This window comes from Pseudomonas sessilinigenes (assembly GCF_003850565.1).
Taxonomy (GTDB): domain Bacteria; phylum Pseudomonadota; class Gammaproteobacteria; order Pseudomonadales; family Pseudomonadaceae; genus Aquipseudomonas; species Aquipseudomonas sessilinigenes.
In genome coordinates, this window is the sequence record NZ_CP027706.1 from 4,344,183 (window position 1) to 4,368,045 (window position 23,863).

Here is a 23,863-nt window from a genome sequence, read left to right on the forward strand (position 1 = left end):
CTTGGCCAGTGAGCTATAGGCTCCCTGCTGAGTAGCCCGCGATCGTTACTGAGGCCGTGGAGTATTGCTTCACGATTCAATTAAGGGTGATGAATATCCATCGGGAGCGGGGCATGCCTTCCCTCATAACCGAAGGGAAGCGCTGGCCTGCCTGCTGGAATGATGTTGCTGCGGATGCGGATTGTTCCTGGTCTGGCCTTCGTTTGGCTATCTCTGGCTTGTCCCTGTGCTGAGGTGAATATGCGCTGGCTGTTTCTTTTGTTGTTGGTTCTCAATGGTTTCTATTATGTCTGGCATCAGCAAGAAGCGCCGCTTCGCGCGAAAGAGGTGATGCCTTTGTCGCTCTATCGTGGTTCCCAGCAGGATATTCGTTTATTGAGCGAGTCCGTTGAGTCCGTGGCAAGGCGTGATATCGCCGCCGTTGGTGAGGAGACTGAGGCTAGTTGTATCTATTTAGGAGGCTTCCTGCGTCGAGAGGTCGCTCAGCAGCTTGAGCAGCGGCTAAAGGGAAGCGGGGTCGAGACGCGGTTGCAATCTTTGGGTGCGGGATCAGCCCCCGGTTTTTGGTTGCGCATATCTCCTGAAAGCAGGCATTTACTGGATGATGTTCAGCTTCAAAACCTTGCTAAGGAATTCAATGAGTTAAAACATAAAATAATGCCCTGTGAGGGGGTTGCAACTGGTGATTAGGTTGCATAGAATGGCGCCCGCTCCGAAGCGAAGACTTCTTGAAGTCAAAGTGAAAGAGCAGCGTCATGCAGCTAACCTCAAGATTTAATTGAGAAAATGCTTGACAGAAGGGTAGCTTAGTATAAAATGCTGCCTCGCTTAGGAGGGGTTCCCGAGCGGCCAAAGGGATCAGACTGTAAATCTGACGTCTACGACTTCGAAGGTTCGAATCCTTCCCCCTCCACCAGATTTAGCGAGAGCTGCAGGCTCCGCGGGTATAGTTTAGTGGTAGAACCTCAGCCTTCCAAGCTGATGATGCGGGTTCGATTCCCGCTACCCGCTCCAAGTTTGCAGGTTTTGCAAAGTGTTACGCTCTTGTAGCTCAGTTGGTAGAGCACACCCTTGGTAAGGGTGAGGTCAGCGGTTCAAATCCGCTCAAGAGCTCCATATAACAAGGCAGATATGAAAATATCTGCCTTTGTTTTAATGGCTTGGGTGACTTGCTTAATTCTTCTCCTAGGGGTGATTTCGATGGCTAAGGAAAAGTTCGAACGTAATAAGCCGCACGTCAACGTTGGTACCATCGGTCACGTTGACCACGGTAAAACCACTCTGACCGCTGCTCTGACTCGCGTTTGCTCCGAAGTTTTCGGTTCGGCTCGTGTTGACTTCGACAAGATCGACAGCGCCCCAGAAGAAAAGGCTCGTGGTATCACCATCAACACTGCACACGTAGAGTACGATTCGAACATTCGTCACTACGCGCACGTTGACTGCCCAGGTCACGCCGACTACGTAAAAAACATGATCACTGGTGCTGCCCAGATGGACGGCGCGATCCTGGTTTGCTCGGCTGCCGATGGTCCGATGCCACAAACTCGTGAGCACATCCTGCTGTCCCGTCAGGTAGGCGTTCCGTACATCGTTGTCTTCCTGAACAAGGCTGACATGGTTGACGACGCTGAGCTGCTGGAACTGGTTGAGATGGAAGTGCGCGACCTGCTGAGCACTTACGACTTCCCAGGTGACGACACTCCGATCATCATCGGTTCGGCTCTGATGGCTCTGAACGGCCAAGACGACAACGAAATGGGTACCACCGCTGTTAAGCGTCTGGTAGAAACTCTGGACACCTACATCCCAGAGCCAGAGCGTGCTATCGACAAGCCGTTCCTGATGCCAATCGAAGACGTGTTCTCGATCTCCGGTCGTGGCACCGTGGTAACTGGCCGTGTTGAGCGTGGTATCGTTCGCATCCAGGAAGAAGTTGAGATCGTTGGTCTGCGCGATACTCAGAAAACTACCTGCACCGGCGTTGAGATGTTCCGTAAGCTGCTGGACGAAGGTCGTGCTGGTGAGAACTGTGGCGTTCTGCTGCGTGGCACCAAGCGTGACGACGTTGAGCGTGGCCAGGTTCTGGTTAAGCCAGGCACCGTTAAGCCGCACACCAAGTTCACCGCTGAAGTTTACGTTCTGAGCAAAGAAGAAGGCGGCCGTCATACTCCGTTCTTCAAAGGCTACCGTCCACAGTTCTACTTCCGTACTACTGACGTGACCGGTAACTGCGAACTGCCAGAAGGCGTTGAAATGGTAATGCCAGGTGACAACATCCAGATGACTGTCACTCTGATCAAAACCATCGCGATGGAAGATGGTCTGCGTTTCGCTATCCGTGAAGGCGGTCGTACCGTCGGCGCTGGCGTCGTAGCCAAAGTCATCGAGTAAGTTCTTGCAATATCTCCATCGGGCCGGCATAATGGTCGGCCTGATTTTGTTTTAGGTCAGTAGCTCAATTGGCAGAGCGACGGTCTCCAAAACCGTAGGTTGGGGGTTCGATTCCCTCCTGACCTGCCAGATTCTCTCAATGTATCTGGCTTTCTTTTCACAGGATCTTCATAGATGACTCCTAAGGCTGAAGCTCAAGGTTCTCGCTTCGATCTGCTGAAGTGGCTCGTTGTGGTCGCGTTGGTGGTTGTTGGTGTTGTTGGTAATCAGTATTACTCTGGTTTGCCGATCCTGTATCGCGTGTTGGCGTTGCTTGTTATTGCTGCTGTTGCTGCCTTTGTTGGCTTGCAGACTGCAAAGGGCAAGTCGTTCTTCGGGCTGGTGAAGGAAGCTCGTACTGAGATTCGTAAAGTCGTATGGCCGACTCGCCAAGAGACCACTCAAACCACGCTGATCGTTGTTGCTGTGGTCCTGGTTATGGCATTGCTGCTGTGGGGGCTAGATTCCCTGCTCGGTTGGCTTGTTTCCTTGATTGTTGGCTAAGGGTGTCCCGTGGCTAAGCGTTGGTACGTTGTGCATGCTTACTCGGGTTACGAGAAGCATGTAATGCGCTCGTTGATCGAGCGTGTGAAGCTGGCAGGCATGGAAGATGGCTTCGGCGAAATTCTGGTCCCCACTGAAGAAGTGGTTGAGATGCGTAACGGCCAGAAGCGCAAGAGTGAGCGTAAATTCTTTCCAGGCTATGTGCTGGTTCAGATGGATATGAATGAGGGTACTTGGCACTTGGTCAAGGATACCCCTCGAGTCATGGGTTTCATTGGTGGTACTGCTGATAAGCCGGCACCTATCACTGATAAGGAAGCAGAAGCGATTCTGCGTCGGGTCGCTGATGGTAGTGACAAGCCCAAGCCTAAGACGCTGTTTGAGCCGGGTGAAGTGGTCCGTGTTACTGATGGTCCATTTGCTGACTTTAACGGTACGGTCGAAGAAGTTAACTACGAAAAGAGCCGGATCCAAGTGGCCGTGCTTATTTTCGGTCGCTCTACGCCTGTAGAGCTAGAGTTCAGTCAGGTCGAGAAGGCATAACTGGACGAAGATCCCAACCCCGCAGCCTTAGGCTGTGGGGTTTTGTCGTCACTGGGATAAACGCGCAAGTAACCGGGGAGCCTTTTTAGGCGTCTGAACCCGTAATTGGAGTGCCTCATGGCTAAGAAAATTACTGCTTACATCAAGCTGCAAGTTAAGGCCGCCCAGGCCAACCCAAGCCCGCCCGTTGGTCCAGCTCTGGGTCAGCACGGTGTGAACATCATGGAATTCTGCAAGGCTTTCAACGCCCGTACCCAGGGTCTTGAACCAGGTCTGCCGACTCCTGTGATCATCACTGTTTACAGCGACCGTAGCTTCACTTTTGAAACCAAGAGCACCCCTGCTTCGGTTCTGCTGAAGAAGGCTGCTGGTTTGACTAGCGGTTCCGCTCGTCCGAACACCGTTAAGGTTGGCACCGTTACCCGTGCTCAGCTGGAAGAGATCGCGAAAACCAAAAACGCGGATCTGACTGCAGCTGATATGGATGCAGCCGTGCGTACTATCGCCGGTTCTGCTCGTAGCATGGGCCTTAACGTGGAGGGTGTGTAATGGCTAAGCTGACCAAGCGCCAAAAGGCTATCGCCGGCAAGATTGAAGCAGGCAAAGCCTACAACTTCGTAGAAGCCGCTGCTCTCCTGACCGAGCTGTCGACCGTTAAGTTCAGCGAGTCCGTAGACGTTGCTGTAAACCTTGGCGTAGACCCACGTAAATCTGACCAGGTCGTTCGTAGCGCTACCGTGCTGCCGCATGGCACTGGCAAGACCGTTCGCGTGGCCGTGTTTACCCAAGGCCCAGCTGCTGAAGCTGCCCTGGCTGCCGGTGCAGACCGCGTAGGCATGGACGATCTGGCTGCCGAAATGAAAGGCGGCGATCTGAACTATGACGTTGTTATTGCTTCTCCGGATGCAATGCGCGTTGTAGGTCAGCTGGGTCAGGTGCTGGGTCCTCGTGGCCTGATGCCTAACCCGAAGGTTGGTACCGTGACTCCAGACGTAGCCTCGGCAGTTAAGAACGCCAAGGCTGGTCAGGTTCGCTATCGTACCGACAAGAACGGCATTATCCACACCTCCGTTGGCAAGGTCGGCTTCGATGCCGTCAAGCTGAAGGAAAACGTTGAAGCCCTGATCGCTGATCTGAAGCGTATCAAGCCTGCTTCTTCGAAAGGTATCTACGTCAAGCGCGTTACCCTGAGCACCACCATGGGCCCAGGTCTGGTTATCGACCAGGGTTCGCTGGACGTATAAGCATGAGCGGGCGCAAGCAATTGCGCCTGTTGAAAAAATTGGGGTCCCTGCCTGGCGGGGGCTATCCAAGACCGTAGGCGACGTAAGTCTTAAACCACAAGCCTACGCAGATGGTGCTCCCGGTTCCTTACCGAATCAGACACCAAAACGACATCCAGCCTAGGTTGGATGAAACGGTAACAAGCAGGAGTTAAACCCGTGGCAATTAAACTCGAAGACAAGAAGGCCATCGTCGCTGAAGTCAACGAGGCTGCCAAAGTTGCCCTGTCCGCTGTTGTGGCTGATGCCCGTGGTGTGACAGTAGGCGCTATGACCGGACTCCGTAAAGAGGCCCGCGAAGCTGGTGTTTATGTACGTGTCGTACGTAACACTCTGCTCAAGCGCGCAGTTGAAGGCACTCAATATGACGTGCTCAACGACGCGTTCGTCGGCCCTACCCTGATTGCATTCTCCAAAGAACATCCGGGCGCTGCTGCTCGTATTTTCAAGGAATTCGCAAAGGGTCAGGACAAGTTCGAGATCAAGGCAGCTGCGTTCGAGGGCAAGTACCTCGCAGCAAACGAGATCGACGTGTTGGCTTCGCTGCCAACTCGCGACGAAGCTATTGCGAAGCTGATGAGCGTGATTCAAGGCGCTACCAGCAAGCTGGCTCGTACTCTGGCGGCTATTCGCGACCAGAAAGAAGCTGCTGCTGCCTAAGGCACCGCAAGCCCTTTCAAAATCATATGTTTAATTTGATGGCTGCGTAAGCTGTCACCCCAATACAGGAATTCATAGTCATGTCTCTGACTAACGAGCAAATCATCGAAGCTATCGGCCAGAAAACCGTTCTGGAAGTTGTTGAGCTGATCAAAGCGATGGAAGAAACCTTCGGCGTTACCGCTGCTGTTGCCGCTGCTGGCCCAGCTGCTGTTGCTGCTGTTGCTGAAGAGCAAACCGAGTTCAACGTTATCCTGGCTGACGCTGGCGATAAGAAAGTGAACGTGATCAAGGCAGTACGTGAACTGACCGGTCTGGGCCTGAAAGAAGCCAAGGCAGTAGTTGACGGCGCTCCTGGCATGGTTCTGGAAGGCGTTGCTAAAGAAGCCGCTGACAAAGCCAAAGCCGCTCTGGAAGAAGCAGGCGCTAAAGTCGAGCTCAAGTAAGCATCGACTTTGTGTCTCCAGCCCAAGCGTTGAGCGAACGGCTGATGGCTGGTGGCTTTTGCCACCGGCCTTTTTCCGTTATTGGCGACCGATCGAGTCGGCGTCTTTAACGTGCTGTAATCCACCCTGAGTGGTGGCGCAAACCAAAGGGTTTGCACGATTTTCTGGCTGCTCCCGTCGGGAGGAGCCGAATAAGCAGGTGACCAAGCTGGGGAACGCTGATGGCTTACTCATACACTGAGAAAAAACGTATCCGCAAGGACTTTAGCAAGTTGCCGGACGTCATGGATGTGCCGTACCTCCTGGCCATCCAGCTGGATTCGTATCGTGAATTCTTGCAAGCGGGAGCGACTAAAGATCAGTTCCGCGACGTGGGCCTGCATGCGGCCTTCAAATCCGTTTTCCCGATCATCAGCTACTCCGGCAATGCTGCGTTGGAGTATGTCGGTTATCGCCTGGGCGAACCGGCGTTTGATGTCAAAGAATGCGTGTTGCGTGGCGTGACTTACGCCGTACCTTTGCGGGTAAAAGTTCGTCTGATCATTTTCGACAAAGAGTCGTCGAATAAAGCGATCAAGGACATCAAAGAGCAAGAAGTCTACATGGGTGAAATTCCCCTGATGACTGAGAACGGTACCTTCGTAATCAATGGTACCGAACGTGTAATCGTTTCCCAGTTGCACCGTTCCCCTGGCGTATTCTTCGACCACGACCGTGGCAAGACGCACAGCTCCGGTAAGCTCCTGTACTCCGCGCGCATCATTCCTTACCGCGGTTCGTGGTTGGACTTCGAGTTCGACCCGAAAGACTGTGTATTCGTCCGTATCGACCGTCGTCGCAAACTTCCAGCGTCGGTTCTGCTGCGCGCCCTGGGTTACACCACCGAGGAAGTACTGGACGCGTTCTATACCACCAACGTATTCCACGTGAAGGGCGAGAGCCTGAGCCTGGAGCTGGTGCCTCAGCGCCTGCGCGGTGAAGTTGCCGTTCTGGATATCCAGGATGACAAGGGCAAGGTTATTGTCGAGCAAGGACGTCGTATTACTGCTCGTCATATCAATCAGCTGGAAAAAGCCGGTATCAAAGAGCTGGATGTGCCTCTGGACTATGTTCTGGGTCGCACTACCGCCAAGGCTATCGTGCATCCAGCGACTGGTGAAATCCTGGCAGAGTGCAACACCGAGCTGAACACCGAGCTGCTGGCAAAAATCGCCAAGGCCCAGGTTGTTCGCATTGAAACTCTGTACACCAACGACATTGACTGTGGTCCATTCGTTTCCGACACGCTGAAGATCGACTCCACTAGCAACCAACTGGAAGCTCTGGTCGAGATCTATCGCATGATGCGTCCTGGCGAGCCGCCAACCAAGGATGCTGCCGAGACCCTGTTCAACAACTTGTTCTTCAGCCCAGAGCGCTATGACTTGTCCGCCGTTGGCCGGATGAAGTTCAACCGTCGTATCGGTCGTACCGAGATCGAAGGTTCGGGCGTGCTGTGCAAAGAAGACATCGTTGCTGTTCTGAAGACCCTGGTCGACATCCGTAACGGTAAGGGCATCGTCGATGACATCGACCACCTGGGTAACCGTCGCGTACGTTGCGTAGGCGAGATGGCCGAGAACCAGTTCCGTGTGGGCCTGGTGCGTGTAGAGCGCGCGGTCAAGGAACGTCTGTCGATGGCTGAAAGCGAAGGCTTGATGCCGCAGGACCTGATCAACGCCAAGCCCGTGGCTGCGGCAGTGAAGGAGTTCTTTGGCTCCAGCCAGCTGTCCCAGTTCATGGACCAGAACAACCCGCTGTCCGAGATTACCCACAAGCGCCGTGTGTCTGCACTGGGCCCAGGTGGTCTGACTCGTGAGCGCGCAGGCTTCGAAGTTCGTGACGTACACCCGACTCACTACGGCCGTGTATGCCCGATTGAAACGCCTGAAGGTCCGAACATTGGTCTGATCAACTCCTTGGCTGCCTACGCTCGCACCAACCAGTACGGTTTCCTGGAGAGCCCGTATCGTGTGGTGAAAGAAGGCCTGGTAACCGATGAGATCGTGTTCCTGTCCGCCATCGAAGAAGCTGACCACGTGATCGCCCAGGCTTCGGCGACCATGAACGACAAGGGTCAGCTGATCGACGAGCTGGTAGCTGTACGTCATCTGAACGAATTCACCGTCAAGGCGCCGGAAGACGTCACCTTGATGGACGTTTCGCCGAAGCAGGTAGTGTCGGTTGCAGCGTCGCTGATTCCGTTCCTCGAGCACGACGACGCCAACCGTGCGTTGATGGGTTCCAACATGCAGCGTCAGGCTGTACCAACTCTGCGTGCCGATAAGCCGCTGGTGGGTACCGGCATGGAGCGCAACGTTGCTCGTGACTCCGGCGTGTGCGTCGTGGCTCGCCGTGGTGGTGTGATCGACTCCGTCGATGCCAGCCGTATCGTTGTTCGGGTTGCTGATGATGAAGTTGAAACCGGCGAAGCTGGTGTCGACATCTACAACCTGACCAAATACACCCGTTCGAACCAGAACACCTGCATCAACCAGCGTCCGCTGGTGAGCAAGGGTGACAAGGTCCAGCGTGGCGACATCATGGCCGACGGCCCGTCCACCGACATGGGTGAACTGGCACTGGGTCAGAACATGCGCATCGCGTTCATGGCGTGGAACGGCTTCAACTTCGAAGACTCCATCTGCCTCTCCGAGCGTGTGGTTCAGGAAGACCGCTTCACCACCATCCACATCCAGGAACTGACCTGTGTGGCGCGTGACACCAAGCTTGGCCCAGAGGAAATCACTGCGGACATCCCGAACGTGGGTGAAGCTGCACTGAACAAGCTGGACGAAGCCGGTATCGTTTACGTAGGTGCTGAAGTTGGTGCTGGCGACATCCTGGTCGGCAAGGTCACGCCAAAAGGCGAAACCCAGCTGACTCCGGAAGAAAAGCTGCTGCGCGCAATCTTCGGTGAGAAGGCCAGCGACGTTAAGGACACCTCCCTGCGCGTGCCAACCGGCACCAAAGGTACTGTCATCGACGTACAGGTATTCACCCGTGACGGCGTAGAGCGTGACTCGCGTGCCCTGTCGATCGAGAAGAGCCAGTTGGACGAGATCCGCAAGGATCTGAACGAAGAGTTCCGTATCGTTGAAGGTGCAACCTTCGAACGTCTGCGTTCCGCTCTGGTCGGTCATAAGGTGGAAGGCGGTGCCGGCCTGAAGAAAGGTCAGGAAATCACCGATGAAGTGCTCGATGGTCTTGAGCATGGGCAGTGGTTCAAGCTGCGCATGGCTGAAGATGCTCTGAACGAGCAGCTCGAGAAGGCCCAGGCCTATATCGTTGATCGCCGTCGCCTGCTGGACGACAAGTTTGAAGACAAGAAGCGCAAACTGCAGCAGGGCGATGACCTGGCTCCAGGCGTGCTGAAAATCGTCAAGGTCTACCTGGCAATCCGTCGCCGCATCCAGCCGGGCGACAAGATGGCCGGTCGTCACGGTAACAAGGGTGTGGTCTCCGTGATCATGCCGGTTGAAGACATGCCGCACGATGCCAATGGCACCCCGGTCGATGTGGTCCTCAACCCGCTGGGCGTACCTTCGCGTATGAACGTTGGTCAGATTCTCGAAACTCACCTGGGCCTGGCGGCCAAAGGTCTGGGCGAGAAGATCAACCGTATGGTCGAAGAGCAGCGCAAGGTTGCTGAACTGCGTACCTTCCTGGACGAGATCTACAACCAGATCGGCGGTCGTAACGAAGATCTGGACAGCTTCTCCGACCAGGAGATCCTGGACCTGGCGAACAACCTGCGCGGCGGTGTGCCAATGGCCACTCCGGTGTTCGACGGTGCCAAGGAAAGCGAAATCAAGGCCATGCTCAAACTGGCGGACCTGCCAGAAAGCGGCCAGATGCAGCTGACCGACGGTCGTACCGGCAACAAGTTCGAGCGTCCAGTTACCGTTGGCTACATGTACATGCTGAAACTGAACCACTTGGTAGACGACAAGATGCACGCCCGTTCTACCGGTTCGTACAGCCTGGTTACCCAGCAGCCGCTGGGTGGTAAGGCGCAGTTCGGTGGTCAGCGTTTCGGGGAGATGGAGGTCTGGGCACTGGAAGCATACGGTGCTGCATACACTCTGCAAGAAATGCTCACAGTGAAGTCGGACGACGTGAACGGCCGTACCAAGATGTACAAGAACATCGTGGATGGCGATCACCGTATGGAGCCGGGCATGCCCGAGTCCTTCAACGTGTTGATCAAGGAAATTCGTTCCCTCGGCATCGATATCGATCTGGAAACCGAATAACACGTGACGCGAAGGGGAGCGGGGCAGGTATTGCCCGCTTCCTGCTCCGCCAGGAGGAAAGGCCTTGAAAGACCTACTGAATTTGCTGAAAAACCAGGGTCAAGTCGAAGAGTTCGACGCCATCCGTATCGGATTGGCCTCGCCTGAGATGATCCGTTCGTGGTCGTTCGGTGAAGTTAAAAAGCCGGAAACCATCAACTACCGTACGTTCAAGCCTGAGCGTGACGGCCTGTTCTGCGCCAAGATCTTTGGCCCAGTAAAGGATTACGAGTGCCTGTGCGGTAAGTACAAGCGCTTGAAGCATCGCGGCGTGATCTGCGAGAAGTGCGGCGTTGAAGTCGCACTGGCCAAGGTTCGTCGTGAGCGCATGGCGCACATCGAACTGGCTTCGCCGGTTGCCCACATCTGGTTCCTGAAATCGCTGCCGTCCCGCATCGGCCTGCTGATGGACATGACCCTGCGTGATATCGAACGCGTTCTCTACTTCGAGAGCTATGTCGTTATCGATCCAGGCATGACCACCCTGGAAAAGGGCCAGCTGCTGAACGACGAGCAGTACTTCGAAGCGCTGGAAGAGTTCGGTGATGATTTCGACGCCCGTATGGGTGCCGAGGCTGTCCGCGAGCTGCTGCACGCTATCGACCTGGAGCACGAGATTGGCCGTCTGCGTGAAGAGATTCCGCAAACCAACTCGGAAACCAAGATCAAGAAGCTGTCCAAGCGCCTGAAGTTGATGGAAGCCTTCCAGGGTTCCGGCAACTTGCCAGAGTGGATGGTGCTGACCGTTCTGCCGGTTCTGCCGCCAGATCTGCGTCCACTGGTTCCGCTGGATGGCGGTCGTTTCGCGACTTCCGACCTCAACGATCTGTATCGTCGAGTGATCAACCGTAACAACCGTTTGAAGCGCCTGCTGGACCTGTCCGCTCCGGACATCATCGTGCGCAACGAAAAGCGTATGTTGCAGGAAGCTGTCGACGCATTGCTCGACAACGGCCGTCGTGGCCGTGCTATCACCGGTTCGAACAAGCGTCCTCTGAAATCCCTGGCTGACATGATCAAGGGTAAGCAGGGTCGTTTCCGTCAGAACTTGCTCGGTAAGCGTGTTGACTACTCTGGTCGTTCGGTAATTACCGTAGGCCCGACCCTGCGCCTGCATCAGTGCGGTCTGCCGAAGAAGATGGCTCTCGAGCTGTTCAAACCGTTCATCTTCGGTAAGTTGGAAATGCGTGGCCTGGCCACCACCATCAAAGCCGCCAAGAAGATGGTCGAGCGCGAGCTGCCGGAAGTTTGGGACGTTCTTGCTGAAGTGATTCGCGAACACCCCGTGCTGCTCAACCGTGCACCGACCCTTCACCGTCTGGGCATCCAGGCGTTTGAACCGGTACTGATCGAAGGTAAGGCTATCCAGCTGCACCCTCTGGTCTGTGCTGCGTACAACGCCGACTTCGACGGCGACCAAATGGCCGTGCACGTACCGCTGACGCTGGAAGCCCAGCTGGAAGCGCGTGCGTTGATGATGTCGACCAACAACATCCTGTCGCCAGCCAACGGTGAGCCAATCATCGTTCCGTCGCAGGACGTTGTACTGGGTCTGTACTACATGACTCGTGAAGCGATCAACGCCAAGGGCGAAGGTCGTGTGTTCGCGGACCTGCAGGAAGTCGACCGCGTATTCCGCGCCGGCGAAGCTGCTCTGCACGCCAAGATCAAGGTTCGTATCAGCGAAACCGTCAACGATCGTGATGGTGGCAGCGTGAGCGCCACCCGTATCGTCGACACCACTGTCGGTCGTGCGCTGCTGTTCCAGGTTGTACCGAAGGGTCTGTCGTTCGACGTCGTCAACCTGCCGATGAAGAAGAAGGCGATCTCCAAGCTGATCAACCAGTGCTACCGCGTGGTTGGTCTGAAAGAGACCGTTATCTTCGCTGACCAGTTGATGTACACCGGTTTCGCTTATTCGACCATTTCCGGCGTTTCCATCGGTGTTAACGACTTCGTTATCCCGGATGAAAAAGCCCGCATCATCGGTGCTGCCACCGACGAAGTGAAAGAGATCGAGAGCCAGTACGCCTCCGGCCTGGTAACCCAGGGCGAGAAGTACAACAAAGTGATCGACCTTTGGTCGAAGGCCAACGACGAAGTATCCAAGGCGATGATGGCCAACCTCTCGAAAGAGAAGGTCATCGACCGCAATGGCGACGAAGTCGACCAAGAGTCCTTCAACTCGATGTACATGATGGCCGACTCGGGTGCGCGGGGTTCCGCAGCACAGATCCGTCAGCTGGCCGGTATGCGTGGTCTGATGGCCAAGCCAGACGGCTCCATCATCGAAACGCCGATTACTGCGAACTTCCGTGAAGGTTTGAGCGTACTCCAGTACTTCATCTCGACTCACGGTGCTCGTAAAGGTCTGGCGGATACCGCGTTGAAAACTGCGAACTCCGGTTACCTGACTCGTCGTCTGGTAGACGTAGCGCAAGACCTGGTTGTAACCGAGATCGATTGCGGCACCGAACACGGTCTGCTGATGACTCCGCACATTGAAGGCGGTGACGTAGTAGAACCTCTGGGTGAGCGCGTATTGGGTCGTGTTATCGCCCGTGACGTATTCAAGCCAGGTACCGAGGACGTCATCGTTCCTGCCGGCACCCTGGTAGACGAGAAGTGGGTCGAGTTCATCGAACTCAACAGCATCGACGAAGTGATCGTGCGTTCGCCGATCAGCTGCGAAACTCGCTATGGCATCTGCGCCAAGTGCTACGGCCGTGACCTGGCTCGTGGTCATCAGGTGAACATCGGTGAAGCGGTCGGCGTTATCGCTGCCCAGTCCATCGGTGAGCCGGGTACCCAGCTGACCATGCGTACGTTCCACATCGGTGGTGCGGCAAGCCGGACCTCGGCGGCCGACAGCGTCCAGGTGAAGAACGGCGGTACTGTGCGCCTGCATAACCTGAAGCACGTAGAGCGTGTCGACGGTCACCTGGTTGCGGTGTCCCGTTCCGGTGAACTGGCGATCGCCGACGACTTCGGTCGTGAGCGTGAGCGTTACAAACTGCCATACGGTGCTGTTATTTCGGTTAAAGAGGGTGACAAGGTCGACGCTGGCGCCATCGTCGCCAAGTGGGATCCGCACACTCACCCAATCGTTACCGAAATGAAAGGTACCGTGACCTACGTGGGCATGGAAGAAGGCATCACGATCAAGCGTCAGACCGACGAATTGACCGGTATGACCAACATCGAAGTGCTCGATGTCAAAGACCGCCCAGCTGCCGGTAAGGACATTCGTCCTGCTGTGAAGATGGTTGGCATGGATGGCAAGGATCTGCTGCTGCCAGGTACCGATGTACCGGCCCAGTACTTCCTGCCGGCTAACGCCCTGGTTGGTGTTGCCGACGGTGCGCAGATTGCGATCGGTGATGTTATCGCTCGTATCCCGCAAGAAACCTCGAAGACCCGTGACATCACCGGTGGTCTGCCGCGTGTTGCCGACTTGTTCGAGGCTCGTCGTCCGAAAGAGGCGTCGATCCTGGCAGAAGTCAGCGGTACCATCGCGTTCGGTAAAGAAACCAAGGGCAAGCGCCGCTTGGTCATTACCCCGAACGACGGTAGCGATCCGTATGAAGAGCTGATTCCAAAGTGGCGCCACCTGAACGTCTTCGAAGGCGAACAAGTGAACCGCGGCGAAGTTATCTCCGACGGTCCAAGCGATCCGCACGATATCCTGCGTCTGTTGGGTGTCAGTGCGCTGGCCAAGTACATCGTTAACGAGATCCAGGACGTTTACCGTCTGCAAGGCGTGAAGATCAACGATAAGCACATCGAGACGATTCTGCGTCAGATGTTGCGTAAAGTTGAGATCGCTGAATCTGGCGATTCCAGCTTCATCAAGGGCGACCAGATGGAGCTGACTCAGGTACTGGTAGAAAACGAGCGCCTGAGCACCGAAGACAAGTTCATCGCCAAGTTCACCCGCGTGTTGCTGGGTATTACCAAGGCGTCCTTGTCTACCGAGTCGTTCATCTCGGCGGCCTCTTTCCAAGAGACCACGCGTGTACTGACTGAAGCAGCGGTAACTGGCAAGCGTGACTATCTGCGCGGCTTGAAAGAAAACGTGGTCGTGGGTCGCTTGATTCCGGCCGGTACTGGTTTGGCTTACCACAGCGAGCGTAAGCGTCGTCGTGATGCCGACAAACCTCTGCGCGTAAGTGCAAGTGAAGTCGAAGCAGCACTGACAGAAGCGCTGAACTCCAGCGGTAGCTGATGCCAGTAATAGATTGAGACTAGGCCCCGATTTCTCCGACTGAGAACCTCGACATTCTTGTTGAGGTTCACTGATCGGGGAGTTCGGGGCCTTGTCTTGACTGGGGGTAAGATCCTCTTTAGACTCTTGTACCCCTAAAATTGGTGGAGTGTATGCTTCGCCATTTTGTTTATGTCGAAAGACAACAGTGGAGCTAGTAGATGGCAACTATCAACCAGCTGGTACGTCAGCCGCGTAAGCGCATCGTCGAGAAATCCGACGTGCCTGCGCTGCAGAACTGCCCGCAGCGTCGTGGCGTGTGCACTCGCGTGTACACCACTACGCCGAAAAAACCTAACTCGGCACTGCGTAAAGTATGCCGTGTGCGTCTGACCAACGGTTTCGAGGTTTCCTCGTACATCGGTGGTGAAGGCCACAACCTGCAAGAGCACAGCGTCGTACTGATTCGCGGCGGCCGTGTAAAAGACTTGCCAGGTGTTCGTTACCACACCGTTCGCGGCTCTCTGGATACCTCCGGCGTTAAAGGTCGTAACCAGGGTCGTTCGAAGTACGGTACCAAACGTCCGAAGTAATCGGTCGTTTTGCAGATTTTATTTATATTGAGTCGATAAGAGTAAGGTCGGGCACGTCTCCTTTGTTGGTAGCTGTCCCGAGCTAACCTGAAGACCGTTTGAGGGCTTATCAATGCCAAGACGTCGCGTAGCAGCCAAGCGTGAGATTCTGGACGATCCGAAATACGGAAGCCAGATCCTCGCCAAGTTCATGAACCACGTAATGGAAAGCGGCAAGAAAGCCGTTGCCGAGCGTATCGTTTATGGCGCGCTGGAAAAAGTTAAAGAACGCAAGAACAGCGATCCCCTGGAAATCTTCGAGAAAGCTCTCGACGCCATCGCTCCGCTGGTCGAAGTGAAGTCGCGCCGTGTAGGCGGTGCTACTTACCAGGTTCCGGTCGAAGTTCGTCCGTCCCGTCGTAACGCTCTGGCAATGCGCTGGTTGGTAGACTTCGCGCGCAAGCGCGGCGAGAAGTCTATGGCTCTGCGTTTGGCTGGCGAACTGCTGGACGCTGCCGAAGGCAAAGGTGCTGCAGTTAAGAAGCGTGAAGACGTTCACCGTATGGCTGAAGCCAACAAGGCTTTCTCGCACTACCGCTTCTAATATCGGCATCATTCAATTTGCGAGGGCTTTATGGCTCGTACTACAGCAATCAACCGCTACCGTAACATCGGTATCTGTGCCCACGTTGACGCGGGCAAGACTACCACTACCGAGCGGATCCTGTTTTACACAGGTCTCAGCCACAAGATGGGTGAGGTGCATGACGGCGCGGCTACTACAGACTGGATGGTACAGGAGCAGGAGCGTGGTATTACCATTACCTCCGCTGCTGTTACTACCTTCTGGAAAGGGTCGCGCGGCCAATACGATAACTATCGTGTAAACGTTATCGATACCCCTGGTCACGTAGACTTCACCATTGAAGTAGAGCGCTCTCTGCGCGTACTCGACGGCGCGGTCGTTGTGTTCTGTGGTACTTCCGGTGTTGAGCCTCAGTCTGAAACCGTATGGCGTCAAGCCAACAAGTACGGTGTTCCACGTGTTGTTTACGTGAACAAGATGGACCGCGCCGGTGCCAACTTCCTGCGTGTAGTTGGCCAGATCAAGAACCGCCTGGGTCACACCCCGGTTCCGGTTCAGTTGGCTATTGGCTCGGAAGATAACTTCCAGGGTCAGGTCGACCTGATCAAGATGAAGGCGATCTACTGGAACGACGACGACAAGGGTACTACCTATCGCGAGGAAGAAATTCCTGCCGATATGCTGGACCTGGCCAACGAGTGGCGCTCCAACATGGTTGAAGCTGCTGCCGAAGCCAACGAAGAGCTGATGAACAAGTACCTTGAAGAAGGTGACCTGACCGCCGAAGAAATCAAGGCCGGTCTGCGTGCTCGTACCCTGGCCAGCGAGATCGTTCCTGCTGTCTGCGGTTCTTCGTTCAAGAACAAGGGTGTTCCCCTGGTTCTCGACGCTGTCATCGACTTCCTGCCTGCTCCTACCGAGATCCCTGCGATCAAAGGTATCCATCCGGACCTCATTGAGAAGCCGAAGGACGAGCTGGTTGACGCGGATTACGACGAGCGTCACGCAGACGATGCTGAGCCGTTCTCTGCTCTGGCGTTCAAGATTGCCACTGACCCGTTCGTTGGTACTCTGACTTTCGTGCGCGTTTACTCGGGCTTCCTGAGCTCGGGCGACTCCGTGATCAACTCGGTCAAGGGCAAGAAAGAGCGCGTTGGTCGTATGGTGCAGATGCACGCCAACCAACGCGAAGAGATCAAGGAAGTACGTGCAGGCGATATCGCTGCTCTGATCGGCATGAAGGACGTCACCACCGGTGACACTCTGTGCGATCTCGATAAGCAGATCATCCTTGAGCGTATGGACTTCCCTGAGCCTGTGATTTCGGTAGCTGTAGAGCCGAAAACCAAGCAGGACCAGGAGAAGATGGGTATTGCACTGGGCAAGCTGGCTCAGGAAGACCCGTCGTTCCGCGTCAAGACTGACGAAGAGACTGGTCAAACCATCATCTCGGGTATGGGTGAGCTGCACCTGGACATCCTCGTTGACCGCATGAAGCGCGAGTTCAACGTCGAGGCCAACATCGGCAAGCCGCAGGTTTCGTACCGCGAGAAGATCAGCAAGAGCAACGTTGAGATCGAAGGCAAGTTCGTTCGTCAGTCCGGCGGTCGCGGTCAGTTCGGTCACTGCTGGATCCGTTTCTCGGAGCCAGACGTCGATGCGAACGGCAACATTACCGAAGGCCTGGTCTTCACCAACGAAGTTGTTGGTGGTGTGGTTCCTAAGGAATACATCCCGGCTATCCAGAAGGGTATCGAAGAGCAGATGAAGAACGGCGTCGTTGCCGGCTATCCGCTGATCGGCCTGAAGGCTACCGTGTTTGATGGTTCCTACCACGACGTCGACTCCAACGAGATGGCGTTCAAGGTAGCGGCCTCCATGGCGACCAAGCAGCTGGCCCAGAAGGGTGGCGGTGTTGTGCTTGAGCCGATCATGAAGGTTGAAGTAGTAACCCCAGAGGACTACATGGGTGACGTGATGGGTGACCTGAACCGTCGTCGTGGTCTGATCCAGGGTATGGATGACTCGGTGTCCGGCAAGGTGATTCGTGCCGAAGTGCCACTGGGTGAGATGTTCGGTTATGCAACCGACGTTCGTTCCATGTCTCAGGGTCGCGCGAGCTACTCCATGGAATTCTCCAAATACGCCGAAGCTCCGTCGAACATCGTCGAAGCTCTCGTTAAAAAACAAGGCTGATTCAGCCTCCCCTTTAGGCTAGGAGTTAATTGTCGTGGCTAAAGAAAAATTTGAACGTAACAAACCGCACGTCAACGTTGGCACCATCGGTCACGTTGACCACGGTAAAACCACTCTGACCGCTGCTCTGACTCGCGTTTGCTCCGAAGTTTTCGGTTCGGCTCGTGTTGACTTCGACAAGATCGACAGCGCCCCAGAAGAAAAGGCTCGTGGTATCACCATCAACACTGCGCACGTAGAGTACGATTCGAACATTCGTCACTACGCGCACGTTGACTGCCCAGGTCACGCCGACTACGTAAAAAACATGATCACTGGTGCTGCCCAGATGGACGGCGCGATCCTGGTTTGCTCGGCTGCCGATGGTCCGATGCCACAAACTCGTGAGCACATCCTGCTGTCCCGTCAGGTAGGCGTTCCGTACATCGTTGTCTTCCTGAACAAGGCTGACATGGTTGACGACGCTGAGCTGCTGGAACTGGTTGAGATGGAAGTGCGCGACCTGCTGAGCACTTACGACTTCCCAGGTGACGACACTCCGATCATCATCGGTTCGGCTCTGATGGCTCTGAACGGCCAAGACGACAACGAAATGGGTACCACCGCTGTTAAGCGTCTGGTAGAAACTCTGGACACCTACATCCCAGAGCCAGAGCGTGCTATCGACAAGCCGTTCCTGATGCCAATCGAAGACGTGTTCTCGATCTCCGGTCGTGGCACCGTGGTAACTGGCCGTGTTGAGCGTGGTATCGTTCGCATCCAGGAAGAAGTTGAGATCGTTGGTCTGCGCGATACTCAGAAAACTACCTGCACCGGCGTTGAGATGTTCCGTAAGCTGCTGGACGAAGGTCGTGCTGGTGAGAACTGTGGCGTTCTGCTGCGTGGCACCAAGCGTGACGACGTTGAGCGTGGCCAGGTTCTGGTTAAGCCAGGCACCGTTAAGCCGCACACCAAGTTCACCGCTGAAGTTTACGTTCTGAGCAAAGAAGAAGGCGGCCGTCATACTCCGTTCTTCAAAGGCTACCGTCCACAGTTCTACTTCCGTACTACTGACGTGACCGGTAACTGCGAACTGCCAGAAGGCGTTGAAATGGTAATGCCAGGTGACAACATCCAGATGACTGTCACTCTGATCAAAACCATCGCGATGGAAGATGGTCTGCGTTTCGCTATCCGTGAAGGCGGTCGTACCGTCGGCGCTGGCGTCGTAGCCAAAGTCATCGAGTAATCGACGACTCATAAAGAAGCCCCCGCTTGCGGGGGCTTTTTTATTGGGTTGACACTCTGTGGGGCCGTCTATAGAATTGCGCCTCCTTTTAACGGGCGTATTGCGCCCGGTGGGAATAGCAGCCTGGAGTCTGAAATCCAATGCAAAATCAGCAAATCCGTATCAGGTTGAAGGCTTTTGACCATCGCCTGATCGACCAATCCACCCAGGAAATCGTGGAAACCGCGAAACGTACTGGTGCTCAAGTGCGTGGTCCAATTCCACTGCCTACTCGTAAAGAGCGGTTCACCGTTCTGGTTTCTCCGCACGTCAACAAAGACGCGCGCGACCAGTACGAGATCCGTACTCATAAGCGTGTACTGGACATCGTCCAGCCAACGGATAAAACCGTTGATGCTCTTATGAAGCTTGATCTTGCGGCAGGTGTGGAAGTGCAGATCAGCCTCGGCTAAGACTCGGTCTTAGTCGTGTAACGCTCTGAAATGGGCGGCCATAGCGGGTGAAAGCCCCGTACACTCATGAGGTTTACAACATGACTATTGGTGTAGTCGGTCGTAAATGCGGTATGACCCGTATTTTCACCGAAGAAGGTGTCTCCATTCCGGTCACGGTCATTGAGATCGAGCCGAATCGCGTCACCCAGTTCAAAACTGAAGAAACCGATGGCTATCGTGCAGTGCAAGTCACTGTAGGTGAGCGTCGTGCTTCGCGCGTGACTGCTGCTCAAGCAGGTCACTTCGCTAAAGCGAACGTTGCTGCCGGTCGTGGCGTTTGGGAATTCCGTCTTGAAGAAGGCGAGTACCAAGCTGGCGATCTGATCAATGCAGAAATCTTCGCTGCTGGCCAACTGGTAGATGTTACCGGTCAGTCGAAAGGTAAAGGCTTCGCCGGTACCATCAAGCGTTGGAATTTCCGCGGTCAAGATAACACCCACGGTAACTCCGTTTCCCACCGCGTCCCGGGTTCTATTGGCCAGTGCCAGACTCCTGGTCGTGTATTCAAGGGCAAGAAAATGTCCGGTCACATGGGCGCTGAGCGCGTGACCGTACAGTCCCTGGAAGTAGTGCGCGTCGACGCTGAACGCAATCTGTTGTTGGTCAAGGGTGCCGTTCCTGGCGCTACTGGCGGCAATCTGGTTGTGCGTCCGGCTGCCAAGGCTCGCGGTTAAGGGGAAGCTGACATGCAATTAAATGTAAATGACGCTCAAGCGATCGAAGTTTCCGAACTGACATTTGGCGGCGAATTCAACGAGACGCTGGTTCACCAAGCAGTCGTGGCCTACATGGCCGGCGGCCGTCAGGGTAGCAAGCAGCAAAAGACCCGTTCCGACGTTTCCGGTGGCGGCAAGCGCCCATGGCGTCAGAAAGGTACTGGCCGTGCTCGTGCCGGTACTATCCGTAGCCCAATCTGGCGTGGCGGCGGTACCACTTTCGCAGCTCGTCCACAGGATCACTCCCAGAAGCTGAACAAGAAGATGTATCGCGCAGCAATGCGTTCCATCCTTGCTGAGCTGGTGCGTACTGATCGTCTGGTCGTGGTTCAGGATTTCGCTGTTGAAACTCCAAAAACCAAAGATCTGCTGGGCAAACTGAACGGCATGAGTCTGACCGACGTTCTGATCGTGTCTGACGCTGTTGATCAGAACCTGTACCTGGCTGCTCGCAACCTGCCGCACGTTGATGTTCGTGATGTGCAAGGTTCCGATCCAGTTAGTCTGATCGCATACGACAAAGTGTTGATCACTGTGTCGGCCGTGAAGAAATTCGAGGAGCTGCTGGGATGAACCAGGAACGCGTATTTAAAGTTCTGCTTGGCCCGCACGTTTCCGAGAAGGCTACGGTTCTGGCAGACAAGAAAGGCCAGTTCGTTTTCAAGGTTGCTACCGATGCAACCAAGCTGGAAATCAAGAAGGCCGTCGAAAGCCTGTTCAGCGTGAAAGTGGAACGCGTTACTACCCTGAATGTTCTGGGTAAGAGCAAGCGTACCGCTCGCGGTCTGGGCAAGCGTAATGACTGGAAGAAGGCAGTTATCTCCCTTCAGCCAGGCCAAGATCTCGATTTCAGCAGCAGTGCTGAGTAAGGAAGGGGCGCATCATGGCAATCGTTAAATGCAAACCGACTTCCCCTGGCCGCCGTTTTGTGGTCAAGGTGGTCAACCAGGAGCTGCATAAAGGCGCTCCTCACGCACCGCTGATCGAGAAAAAATCGAAGTCTGGTGGTCGTAACAACAATGGCCGTATCACTACTCGTCACGTTGGTGGTGGTCATAAGCAGCATTACCGTCTGGTCGACTTCCGTCGCAACGATAAGGATGGCATCGCTGCCACCGTCGAGCGTATCGAATACGATCCAAACCGTACTGCTCACATCGCCCTGCTGTGCTATGCAGATGGCGAGCGTCGCTACATCATCGCCCCTAAAGGCGTGAGCGCTGGCGACCAGCTGATCGCAGGTGCTCTGGCACCGATCAAGCCGGGCAACGCTCTGCAGCTGCGTAACATTCCAGTTGGTAGCACCGTACACGGCATCGAGCTGAAGCCGGGTAAAGGCGCGCAAATCGCTCGTTCCGCTGGTGCTTCGGCTCAGCTGGTCGCTCGCGAGGGTGTCTATGTGACCCTGCGTCTGCGCTCTGGTGAAATGCGTAAAGTGCTGGCTGAGTGCCGCGCGACCCTGGGCGAAGTCTCGAACTCCGAGCACAGCCTGCGTTCGCTGGGTAAAGCTGGTGCCAAACGCTGGCGTGGCGTTCGCCCAACCGTTCGTGGTGTTGCCATGAACCCGGTTGACCACCCACATGGTGGTGGTGAAGGTCGTACCTCCGGTGGTCGTCATCCGGTATCGCCATGGGGCTTCCCGACTAAGGGCGCGAAGACTCGTGGTAATAAGCGTACCGACAAAATGATCGTCCGTCGTCGCAAGTAAATAGAGGGATACGACAGTGCCACGTTCTCTGAAAAAAGGTCCTTTTATTGATCTTCACCTACTGAAGAAGATCGAAGTGGCGGCGGAAAAGAACGATCGCAAACCAGTTAAGACCTGGTCGCGCCGTTCCATGATCCTGCCACAAATGGTCGGTCTGACCATTGCTGTGCATAACGGTCGTCAGCATGTTCCAGTTCTCGTGAACGAAGACATGGTCGGCCACAAACTGGGCGAGTTCGCCGGTACCCGTACATATCGCGGGCACGTGGCTGACAAGAAAGCCAAGCGTTAAGGGGTAAGGAACGATGGAAGTAGCCGCTAAGTTGTCGGGCGCTCGAATCTCCGCCCAGAAAGCCCGCTTGGTCGCCGACCAGATCCGCGGGAAGAAGGTGGGCGATGCGCTCAACCTGCTGGCTTTCAGCAGTAAGAAAGCCGCCGAGATCATGAAGAAAGTGCTGGAGTCGGCCGTAGCCAACGCCGAGCATAACGAAGGCGCAGACGTTGATGACCTGAAGGTCTCCACCGTTTTCGTCAACGAAGGGCGTTCGCTGAAGCGCATCATGCCACGTGCCAAAGGCCGTGCTGATCGCATCGTCAAGCGGTCTTGCCATATCACTGTCAAGGTTGCTGACAAGTAACGGAGTCGAAGAGATGGGTCAGAAAGTACATCCCATTGGCATTCGCCTGGGAATCGTCAAGGAGCACACCTCCGTCTGGTACGCAGACGGTCGGACTTATGCGGACTATTTGCTCGCAGATCTGAATGTGCGTGAGTATCTCCAAGACAAACTAAAAAGCGCGTCCGTAAGCCGTATCGATATTCATCGTCCGGCTCAAACTGCACGCATCACCATCCACACCGCTCGTCCCGGCATCGTGATCGGCAAGAAAGGTGAAGATGTTGAAAAACTGCGTCAGGACCTGACCAAGCAAATGGGTGTGCCTGTGCACATCAATATCGAAGAGATCCGCAAGCCGGAGCTCGACGGTATGCTGGTTGCCCAGAGCGTAGCTCAGCAGCTGGAGCGTCGTGTAATGTTCCGTCGCGCTATGAAGCGCGCCGTACAGAACGCCATGCGCATTGGTGCCAAAGGCATCAAAATCCAAGTGAGCGGTCGTCTCGGCGGTGCTGAAATCGCACGTACTGAATGGTATCGCGAAGGTCGTGTGCCACTGCACACCCTGCGTGCCGATATCGACTATGCCACCTACGAAGCTCACACCACCTACGGTGTGATCGGTGTGAAGGTTTGGATCTTCAAAGGCGAAGTAATTGGTGGTCGCCAAGAAGAGCTGAAGCCACAAGCACCAGCGCCTCGTAAAAAAGCTGCTAAGTAAGGGGTACGCCAAATGTTGCAACCAAAGCGTACGAAGTTCCGCAAGCAAATGACCGGCCACAACCGTGGTCTGGCGCTGCGCGGTAGCAAAGTCAGCTTCGGCGAGTTCGCGCTGAAGTCTGTTGCTCGTGGTCGTCTCACCGCTCGTCAGATCGAGTCGGCACGTCGTGCCCTGACCCGTCACGTAAAGCGTGGCGGTAAGATCTGGATCCGTGTATTCCCGGACAAGCCTATTTCCAAGAAGCCACTCGAAGTTCGGATGGGTAAAGGTAAGGGTAACGTCGAATACTGGGTTGCCCAGATTCAGCCAGGCAAAGTCCTGTATGAAATCGAGGGTGTTTCTGAAGAGCTGGCGCGTGAGGCTTTCGCCCTGGCTGCTGCAAAGCTGCCGCTCGCCACCTCCTTTGTTAAGCGGACGGTGATGTGATGAAAGCGAATGAACTTCGTGAAAAATCCGCACAGCAGCTGAACGAGCAACTGCTCGGCCTGCTGCGCGACCAGTTCAATCTGCGTATGCAGAAAGCAACTGGCCAGTTGGGGCAGTCTCATCTGCTCTCGCAAGTTAAGCGTGACATCGCTCGCGTGAAGACTGTGCTCAACCAGCAGGCAGGTAAGTAAT

General features: G+C 55.2%; 24 protein-coding genes and 4 tRNA genes. All 28 read left to right on the forward strand.

The window, feature by feature from the left end:
- The first annotated feature begins 240 nt into the window (after positions 1-240).
- Positions 241-690, forward strand: coding sequence for a hypothetical protein (locus C4K39_RS20075; protein WP_068577565.1), 450 nt, complete (start codon positions 241-243; stop codon positions 688-690).
- A 141-nt stretch (positions 691-831) separates the two neighbouring features.
- Positions 832-916 (forward strand) — tRNA-Tyr (locus C4K39_RS20080).
- A gap of 24 nt (positions 917-940) precedes the next feature.
- Positions 941-1,014, forward strand: a tRNA-Gly gene (locus C4K39_RS20085).
- A 26-nt stretch (positions 1,015-1,040) separates the two neighbouring features.
- Positions 1,041-1,116 (forward strand) — tRNA-Thr (locus C4K39_RS20090).
- Between the two features lie 84 nt (positions 1,117-1,200).
- Positions 1,201-2,394: an elongation factor Tu gene (tuf, locus tag C4K39_RS20095; protein ID WP_011063776.1), complete on the forward strand. Its 1,194-nt coding sequence runs from the start codon at positions 1,201-1,203 to the stop codon at positions 2,392-2,394.
- Between the two features lie 53 nt (positions 2,395-2,447).
- A tRNA-Trp gene (locus C4K39_RS20100) sits at positions 2,448-2,523 on the forward strand.
- 45 nt (positions 2,524-2,568) lie between these two features.
- The gene (gene secE / locus C4K39_RS20105; protein ID WP_068577560.1) at positions 2,569-2,937 is read left to right on the forward strand and encodes a preprotein translocase subunit SecE; all 369 of its coding nucleotides are present in this window, start codon (positions 2,569-2,571) and stop codon (positions 2,935-2,937) included.
- A gap of 9 nt (positions 2,938-2,946) precedes the next feature.
- On the forward strand, positions 2,947-3,480 hold the full coding sequence (nusG, locus tag C4K39_RS20110; RefSeq protein ID WP_002555501.1) for a transcription termination/antitermination protein NusG: 534 nt from the start codon (positions 2,947-2,949) through the stop codon (positions 3,478-3,480).
- 117 nt (positions 3,481-3,597) lie between these two features.
- Complete coding sequence (gene rplK, locus C4K39_RS20115; RefSeq protein WP_003176435.1) at positions 3,598-4,029, forward strand: 50S ribosomal protein L11; 432 nt, start codon at positions 3,598-3,600, stop codon at positions 4,027-4,029.
- Entirely contained in the window at positions 4,029-4,724 is a 696-nt protein-coding gene (gene rplA, locus C4K39_RS20120) for a 50S ribosomal protein L1 (protein ID WP_011063782.1), read from the forward strand. Before rplK ends, rplA begins: the two co-directional genes overlap by 1 nt.
- Before the next feature lie 198 nt (positions 4,725-4,922).
- Complete coding sequence (gene rplJ / locus C4K39_RS20125) at positions 4,923-5,423, forward strand: 50S ribosomal protein L10 (protein WP_016968679.1); 501 nt, start codon at positions 4,923-4,925, stop codon at positions 5,421-5,423.
- An 80-nt stretch (positions 5,424-5,503) separates the two neighbouring features.
- The gene (rplL, locus tag C4K39_RS20130) at positions 5,504-5,869 is read left to right on the forward strand and encodes a 50S ribosomal protein L7/L12 (RefSeq protein ID WP_068577557.1); all 366 of its coding nucleotides are present in this window, start codon (positions 5,504-5,506) and stop codon (positions 5,867-5,869) included.
- A 221-nt stretch (positions 5,870-6,090) separates the two neighbouring features.
- Positions 6,091-10,164 (forward strand): DNA-directed RNA polymerase subunit beta, encoded by a 4,074-nt coding sequence (rpoB, locus tag C4K39_RS20135; protein ID WP_068577555.1) that lies wholly within the window; start codon positions 6,091-6,093, stop codon positions 10,162-10,164.
- 64 nt (positions 10,165-10,228) lie between these two features.
- Positions 10,229-14,428 carry a DNA-directed RNA polymerase subunit beta' gene (gene rpoC / locus C4K39_RS20140; RefSeq protein WP_124347256.1) on the forward strand — a complete coding sequence of 1,400 codons (4,200 nt, stop codon included), beginning with the start codon at positions 10,229-10,231 and terminating at the stop codon, positions 14,426-14,428.
- A gap of 200 nt (positions 14,429-14,628) precedes the next feature.
- Complete coding sequence (gene rpsL, locus C4K39_RS20145; protein ID WP_003186084.1) at positions 14,629-15,000, forward strand: 30S ribosomal protein S12; 372 nt, start codon at positions 14,629-14,631, stop codon at positions 14,998-15,000.
- Between the two features lie 112 nt (positions 15,001-15,112).
- Complete coding sequence (gene rpsG, locus C4K39_RS20150; protein WP_007925959.1) at positions 15,113-15,583, forward strand: 30S ribosomal protein S7; 471 nt, start codon at positions 15,113-15,115, stop codon at positions 15,581-15,583.
- 30 nt (positions 15,584-15,613) lie between these two features.
- Positions 15,614-17,761, forward strand: a complete 2,148-nt coding sequence (gene fusA, locus C4K39_RS20155) for an elongation factor G (protein WP_068577551.1) — start codon at positions 15,614-15,616, stop codon at positions 17,759-17,761.
- Positions 17,762-17,795: 34 nt separating this feature from the next.
- The gene (tuf, locus tag C4K39_RS20160) at positions 17,796-18,989 is read left to right on the forward strand and encodes an elongation factor Tu (RefSeq protein WP_011063776.1); all 1,194 of its coding nucleotides are present in this window, start codon (positions 17,796-17,798) and stop codon (positions 18,987-18,989) included.
- A 140-nt stretch (positions 18,990-19,129) separates the two neighbouring features.
- Positions 19,130-19,441 (forward strand): 30S ribosomal protein S10, encoded by a 312-nt coding sequence (rpsJ, locus tag C4K39_RS20165; RefSeq protein WP_003186070.1) that lies wholly within the window; start codon positions 19,130-19,132, stop codon positions 19,439-19,441.
- Positions 19,442-19,521: 80 nt separating this feature from the next.
- On the forward strand, positions 19,522-20,157 hold the full coding sequence (rplC, locus tag C4K39_RS20170) for a 50S ribosomal protein L3 (RefSeq protein ID WP_007924205.1): 636 nt from the start codon (positions 19,522-19,524) through the stop codon (positions 20,155-20,157).
- A gap of 12 nt (positions 20,158-20,169) precedes the next feature.
- Entirely contained in the window at positions 20,170-20,772 is a 603-nt protein-coding gene (rplD, locus tag C4K39_RS20175; RefSeq protein ID WP_068577550.1) for a 50S ribosomal protein L4, read from the forward strand.
- The gene (gene rplW / locus C4K39_RS20180) at positions 20,769-21,068 is read left to right on the forward strand and encodes a 50S ribosomal protein L23 (RefSeq protein WP_002555488.1); all 300 of its coding nucleotides are present in this window, start codon (positions 20,769-20,771) and stop codon (positions 21,066-21,068) included. The genes rplD and rplW overlap by 4 nt, the downstream gene beginning before the upstream one ends.
- 14 nt (positions 21,069-21,082) lie before the next feature.
- Positions 21,083-21,907, forward strand: a complete 825-nt coding sequence (gene rplB / locus C4K39_RS20185) for a 50S ribosomal protein L2 (RefSeq protein ID WP_058436290.1) — start codon at positions 21,083-21,085, stop codon at positions 21,905-21,907.
- Positions 21,908-21,923: 16 nt separating this feature from the next.
- Positions 21,924-22,199: a 30S ribosomal protein S19 gene (gene rpsS, locus C4K39_RS20190; protein ID WP_002555486.1), complete on the forward strand. Its 276-nt coding sequence runs from the start codon at positions 21,924-21,926 to the stop codon at positions 22,197-22,199.
- Positions 22,200-22,212: 13 nt separating this feature from the next.
- A complete protein-coding gene (gene rplV / locus C4K39_RS20195; RefSeq protein WP_003304070.1) occupies positions 22,213-22,545 on the forward strand; it encodes a 50S ribosomal protein L22 in 333 nt (110 codons plus the stop codon).
- A 13-nt stretch (positions 22,546-22,558) separates the two neighbouring features.
- A complete protein-coding gene (gene rpsC / locus C4K39_RS20200; protein WP_007924192.1) occupies positions 22,559-23,245 on the forward strand; it encodes a 30S ribosomal protein S3 in 687 nt (228 codons plus the stop codon).
- Between the two features lie 12 nt (positions 23,246-23,257).
- Positions 23,258-23,671, forward strand: a complete 414-nt coding sequence (gene rplP / locus C4K39_RS20205) for a 50S ribosomal protein L16 (RefSeq protein WP_003228729.1) — start codon at positions 23,258-23,260, stop codon at positions 23,669-23,671.
- Positions 23,671-23,862 (forward strand): 50S ribosomal protein L29, encoded by a 192-nt coding sequence (gene rpmC, locus C4K39_RS20210; protein WP_002555481.1) that lies wholly within the window; start codon positions 23,671-23,673, stop codon positions 23,860-23,862. Before rplP ends, rpmC begins: the two co-directional genes overlap by 1 nt.
- Position 23,863: the final 1 nt, after the last annotated feature.

Excerpts from the sequence above, each read along its gene's own strand:
- rpsL (WP_003186084.1), top strand. The coding sequence starts at position 14,629 with ATGGCAACTATCAACCAGCTGGTACGTCAGCCGCGTAAGCGCATCGTC.
- rplV (WP_003304070.1), top strand. The coding sequence starts at position 22,213 with ATGGAAGTAGCCGCTAAGTTGTCGGGCGCTCGAATCTCCGCCCAGAAA.
- tuf (WP_011063776.1), top strand. The coding sequence starts at position 1,201 with ATGGCTAAGGAAAAGTTCGAACGTAATAAGCCGCACGTCAACGTTGGT.
- fusA (WP_068577551.1), top strand. The coding sequence starts at position 15,614 with ATGGCTCGTACTACAGCAATCAACCGCTACCGTAACATCGGTATCTGT.
- rplK (WP_003176435.1), top strand. The coding sequence starts at position 3,598 with ATGGCTAAGAAAATTACTGCTTACATCAAGCTGCAAGTTAAGGCCGCC.
- rpoB (WP_068577555.1), top strand. The coding sequence starts at position 6,091 with ATGGCTTACTCATACACTGAGAAAAAACGTATCCGCAAGGACTTTAGC.
- C4K39_RS20075 (WP_068577565.1), top strand. The coding sequence starts at position 241 with ATGCGCTGGCTGTTTCTTTTGTTGTTGGTTCTCAATGGTTTCTATTAT.
- rpsC (WP_007924192.1), top strand. The coding sequence starts at position 22,559 with ATGGGTCAGAAAGTACATCCCATTGGCATTCGCCTGGGAATCGTCAAG.
- rplL (WP_068577557.1), top strand. The coding sequence starts at position 5,504 with ATGTCTCTGACTAACGAGCAAATCATCGAAGCTATCGGCCAGAAAACC.
- rplA (WP_011063782.1), top strand. The coding sequence starts at position 4,029 with ATGGCTAAGCTGACCAAGCGCCAAAAGGCTATCGCCGGCAAGATTGAA.
- rplW (WP_002555488.1), top strand. The coding sequence starts at position 20,769 with ATGAACCAGGAACGCGTATTTAAAGTTCTGCTTGGCCCGCACGTTTCC.
- rpsJ (WP_003186070.1), top strand. The coding sequence starts at position 19,130 with ATGCAAAATCAGCAAATCCGTATCAGGTTGAAGGCTTTTGACCATCGC.
- secE (WP_068577560.1), top strand. The coding sequence starts at position 2,569 with ATGACTCCTAAGGCTGAAGCTCAAGGTTCTCGCTTCGATCTGCTGAAG.
- rpmC (WP_002555481.1), top strand. The coding sequence starts at position 23,671 with ATGAAAGCGAATGAACTTCGTGAAAAATCCGCACAGCAGCTGAACGAG.
- rplP (WP_003228729.1), top strand. The coding sequence starts at position 23,258 with ATGTTGCAACCAAAGCGTACGAAGTTCCGCAAGCAAATGACCGGCCAC.
- rplD (WP_068577550.1), top strand. The coding sequence starts at position 20,170 with ATGCAATTAAATGTAAATGACGCTCAAGCGATCGAAGTTTCCGAACTG.
- rplC (WP_007924205.1), top strand. The coding sequence starts at position 19,522 with ATGACTATTGGTGTAGTCGGTCGTAAATGCGGTATGACCCGTATTTTC.
- rpsG (WP_007925959.1), top strand. The coding sequence starts at position 15,113 with ATGCCAAGACGTCGCGTAGCAGCCAAGCGTGAGATTCTGGACGATCCG.
- rplB (WP_058436290.1), top strand. The coding sequence starts at position 21,083 with ATGGCAATCGTTAAATGCAAACCGACTTCCCCTGGCCGCCGTTTTGTG.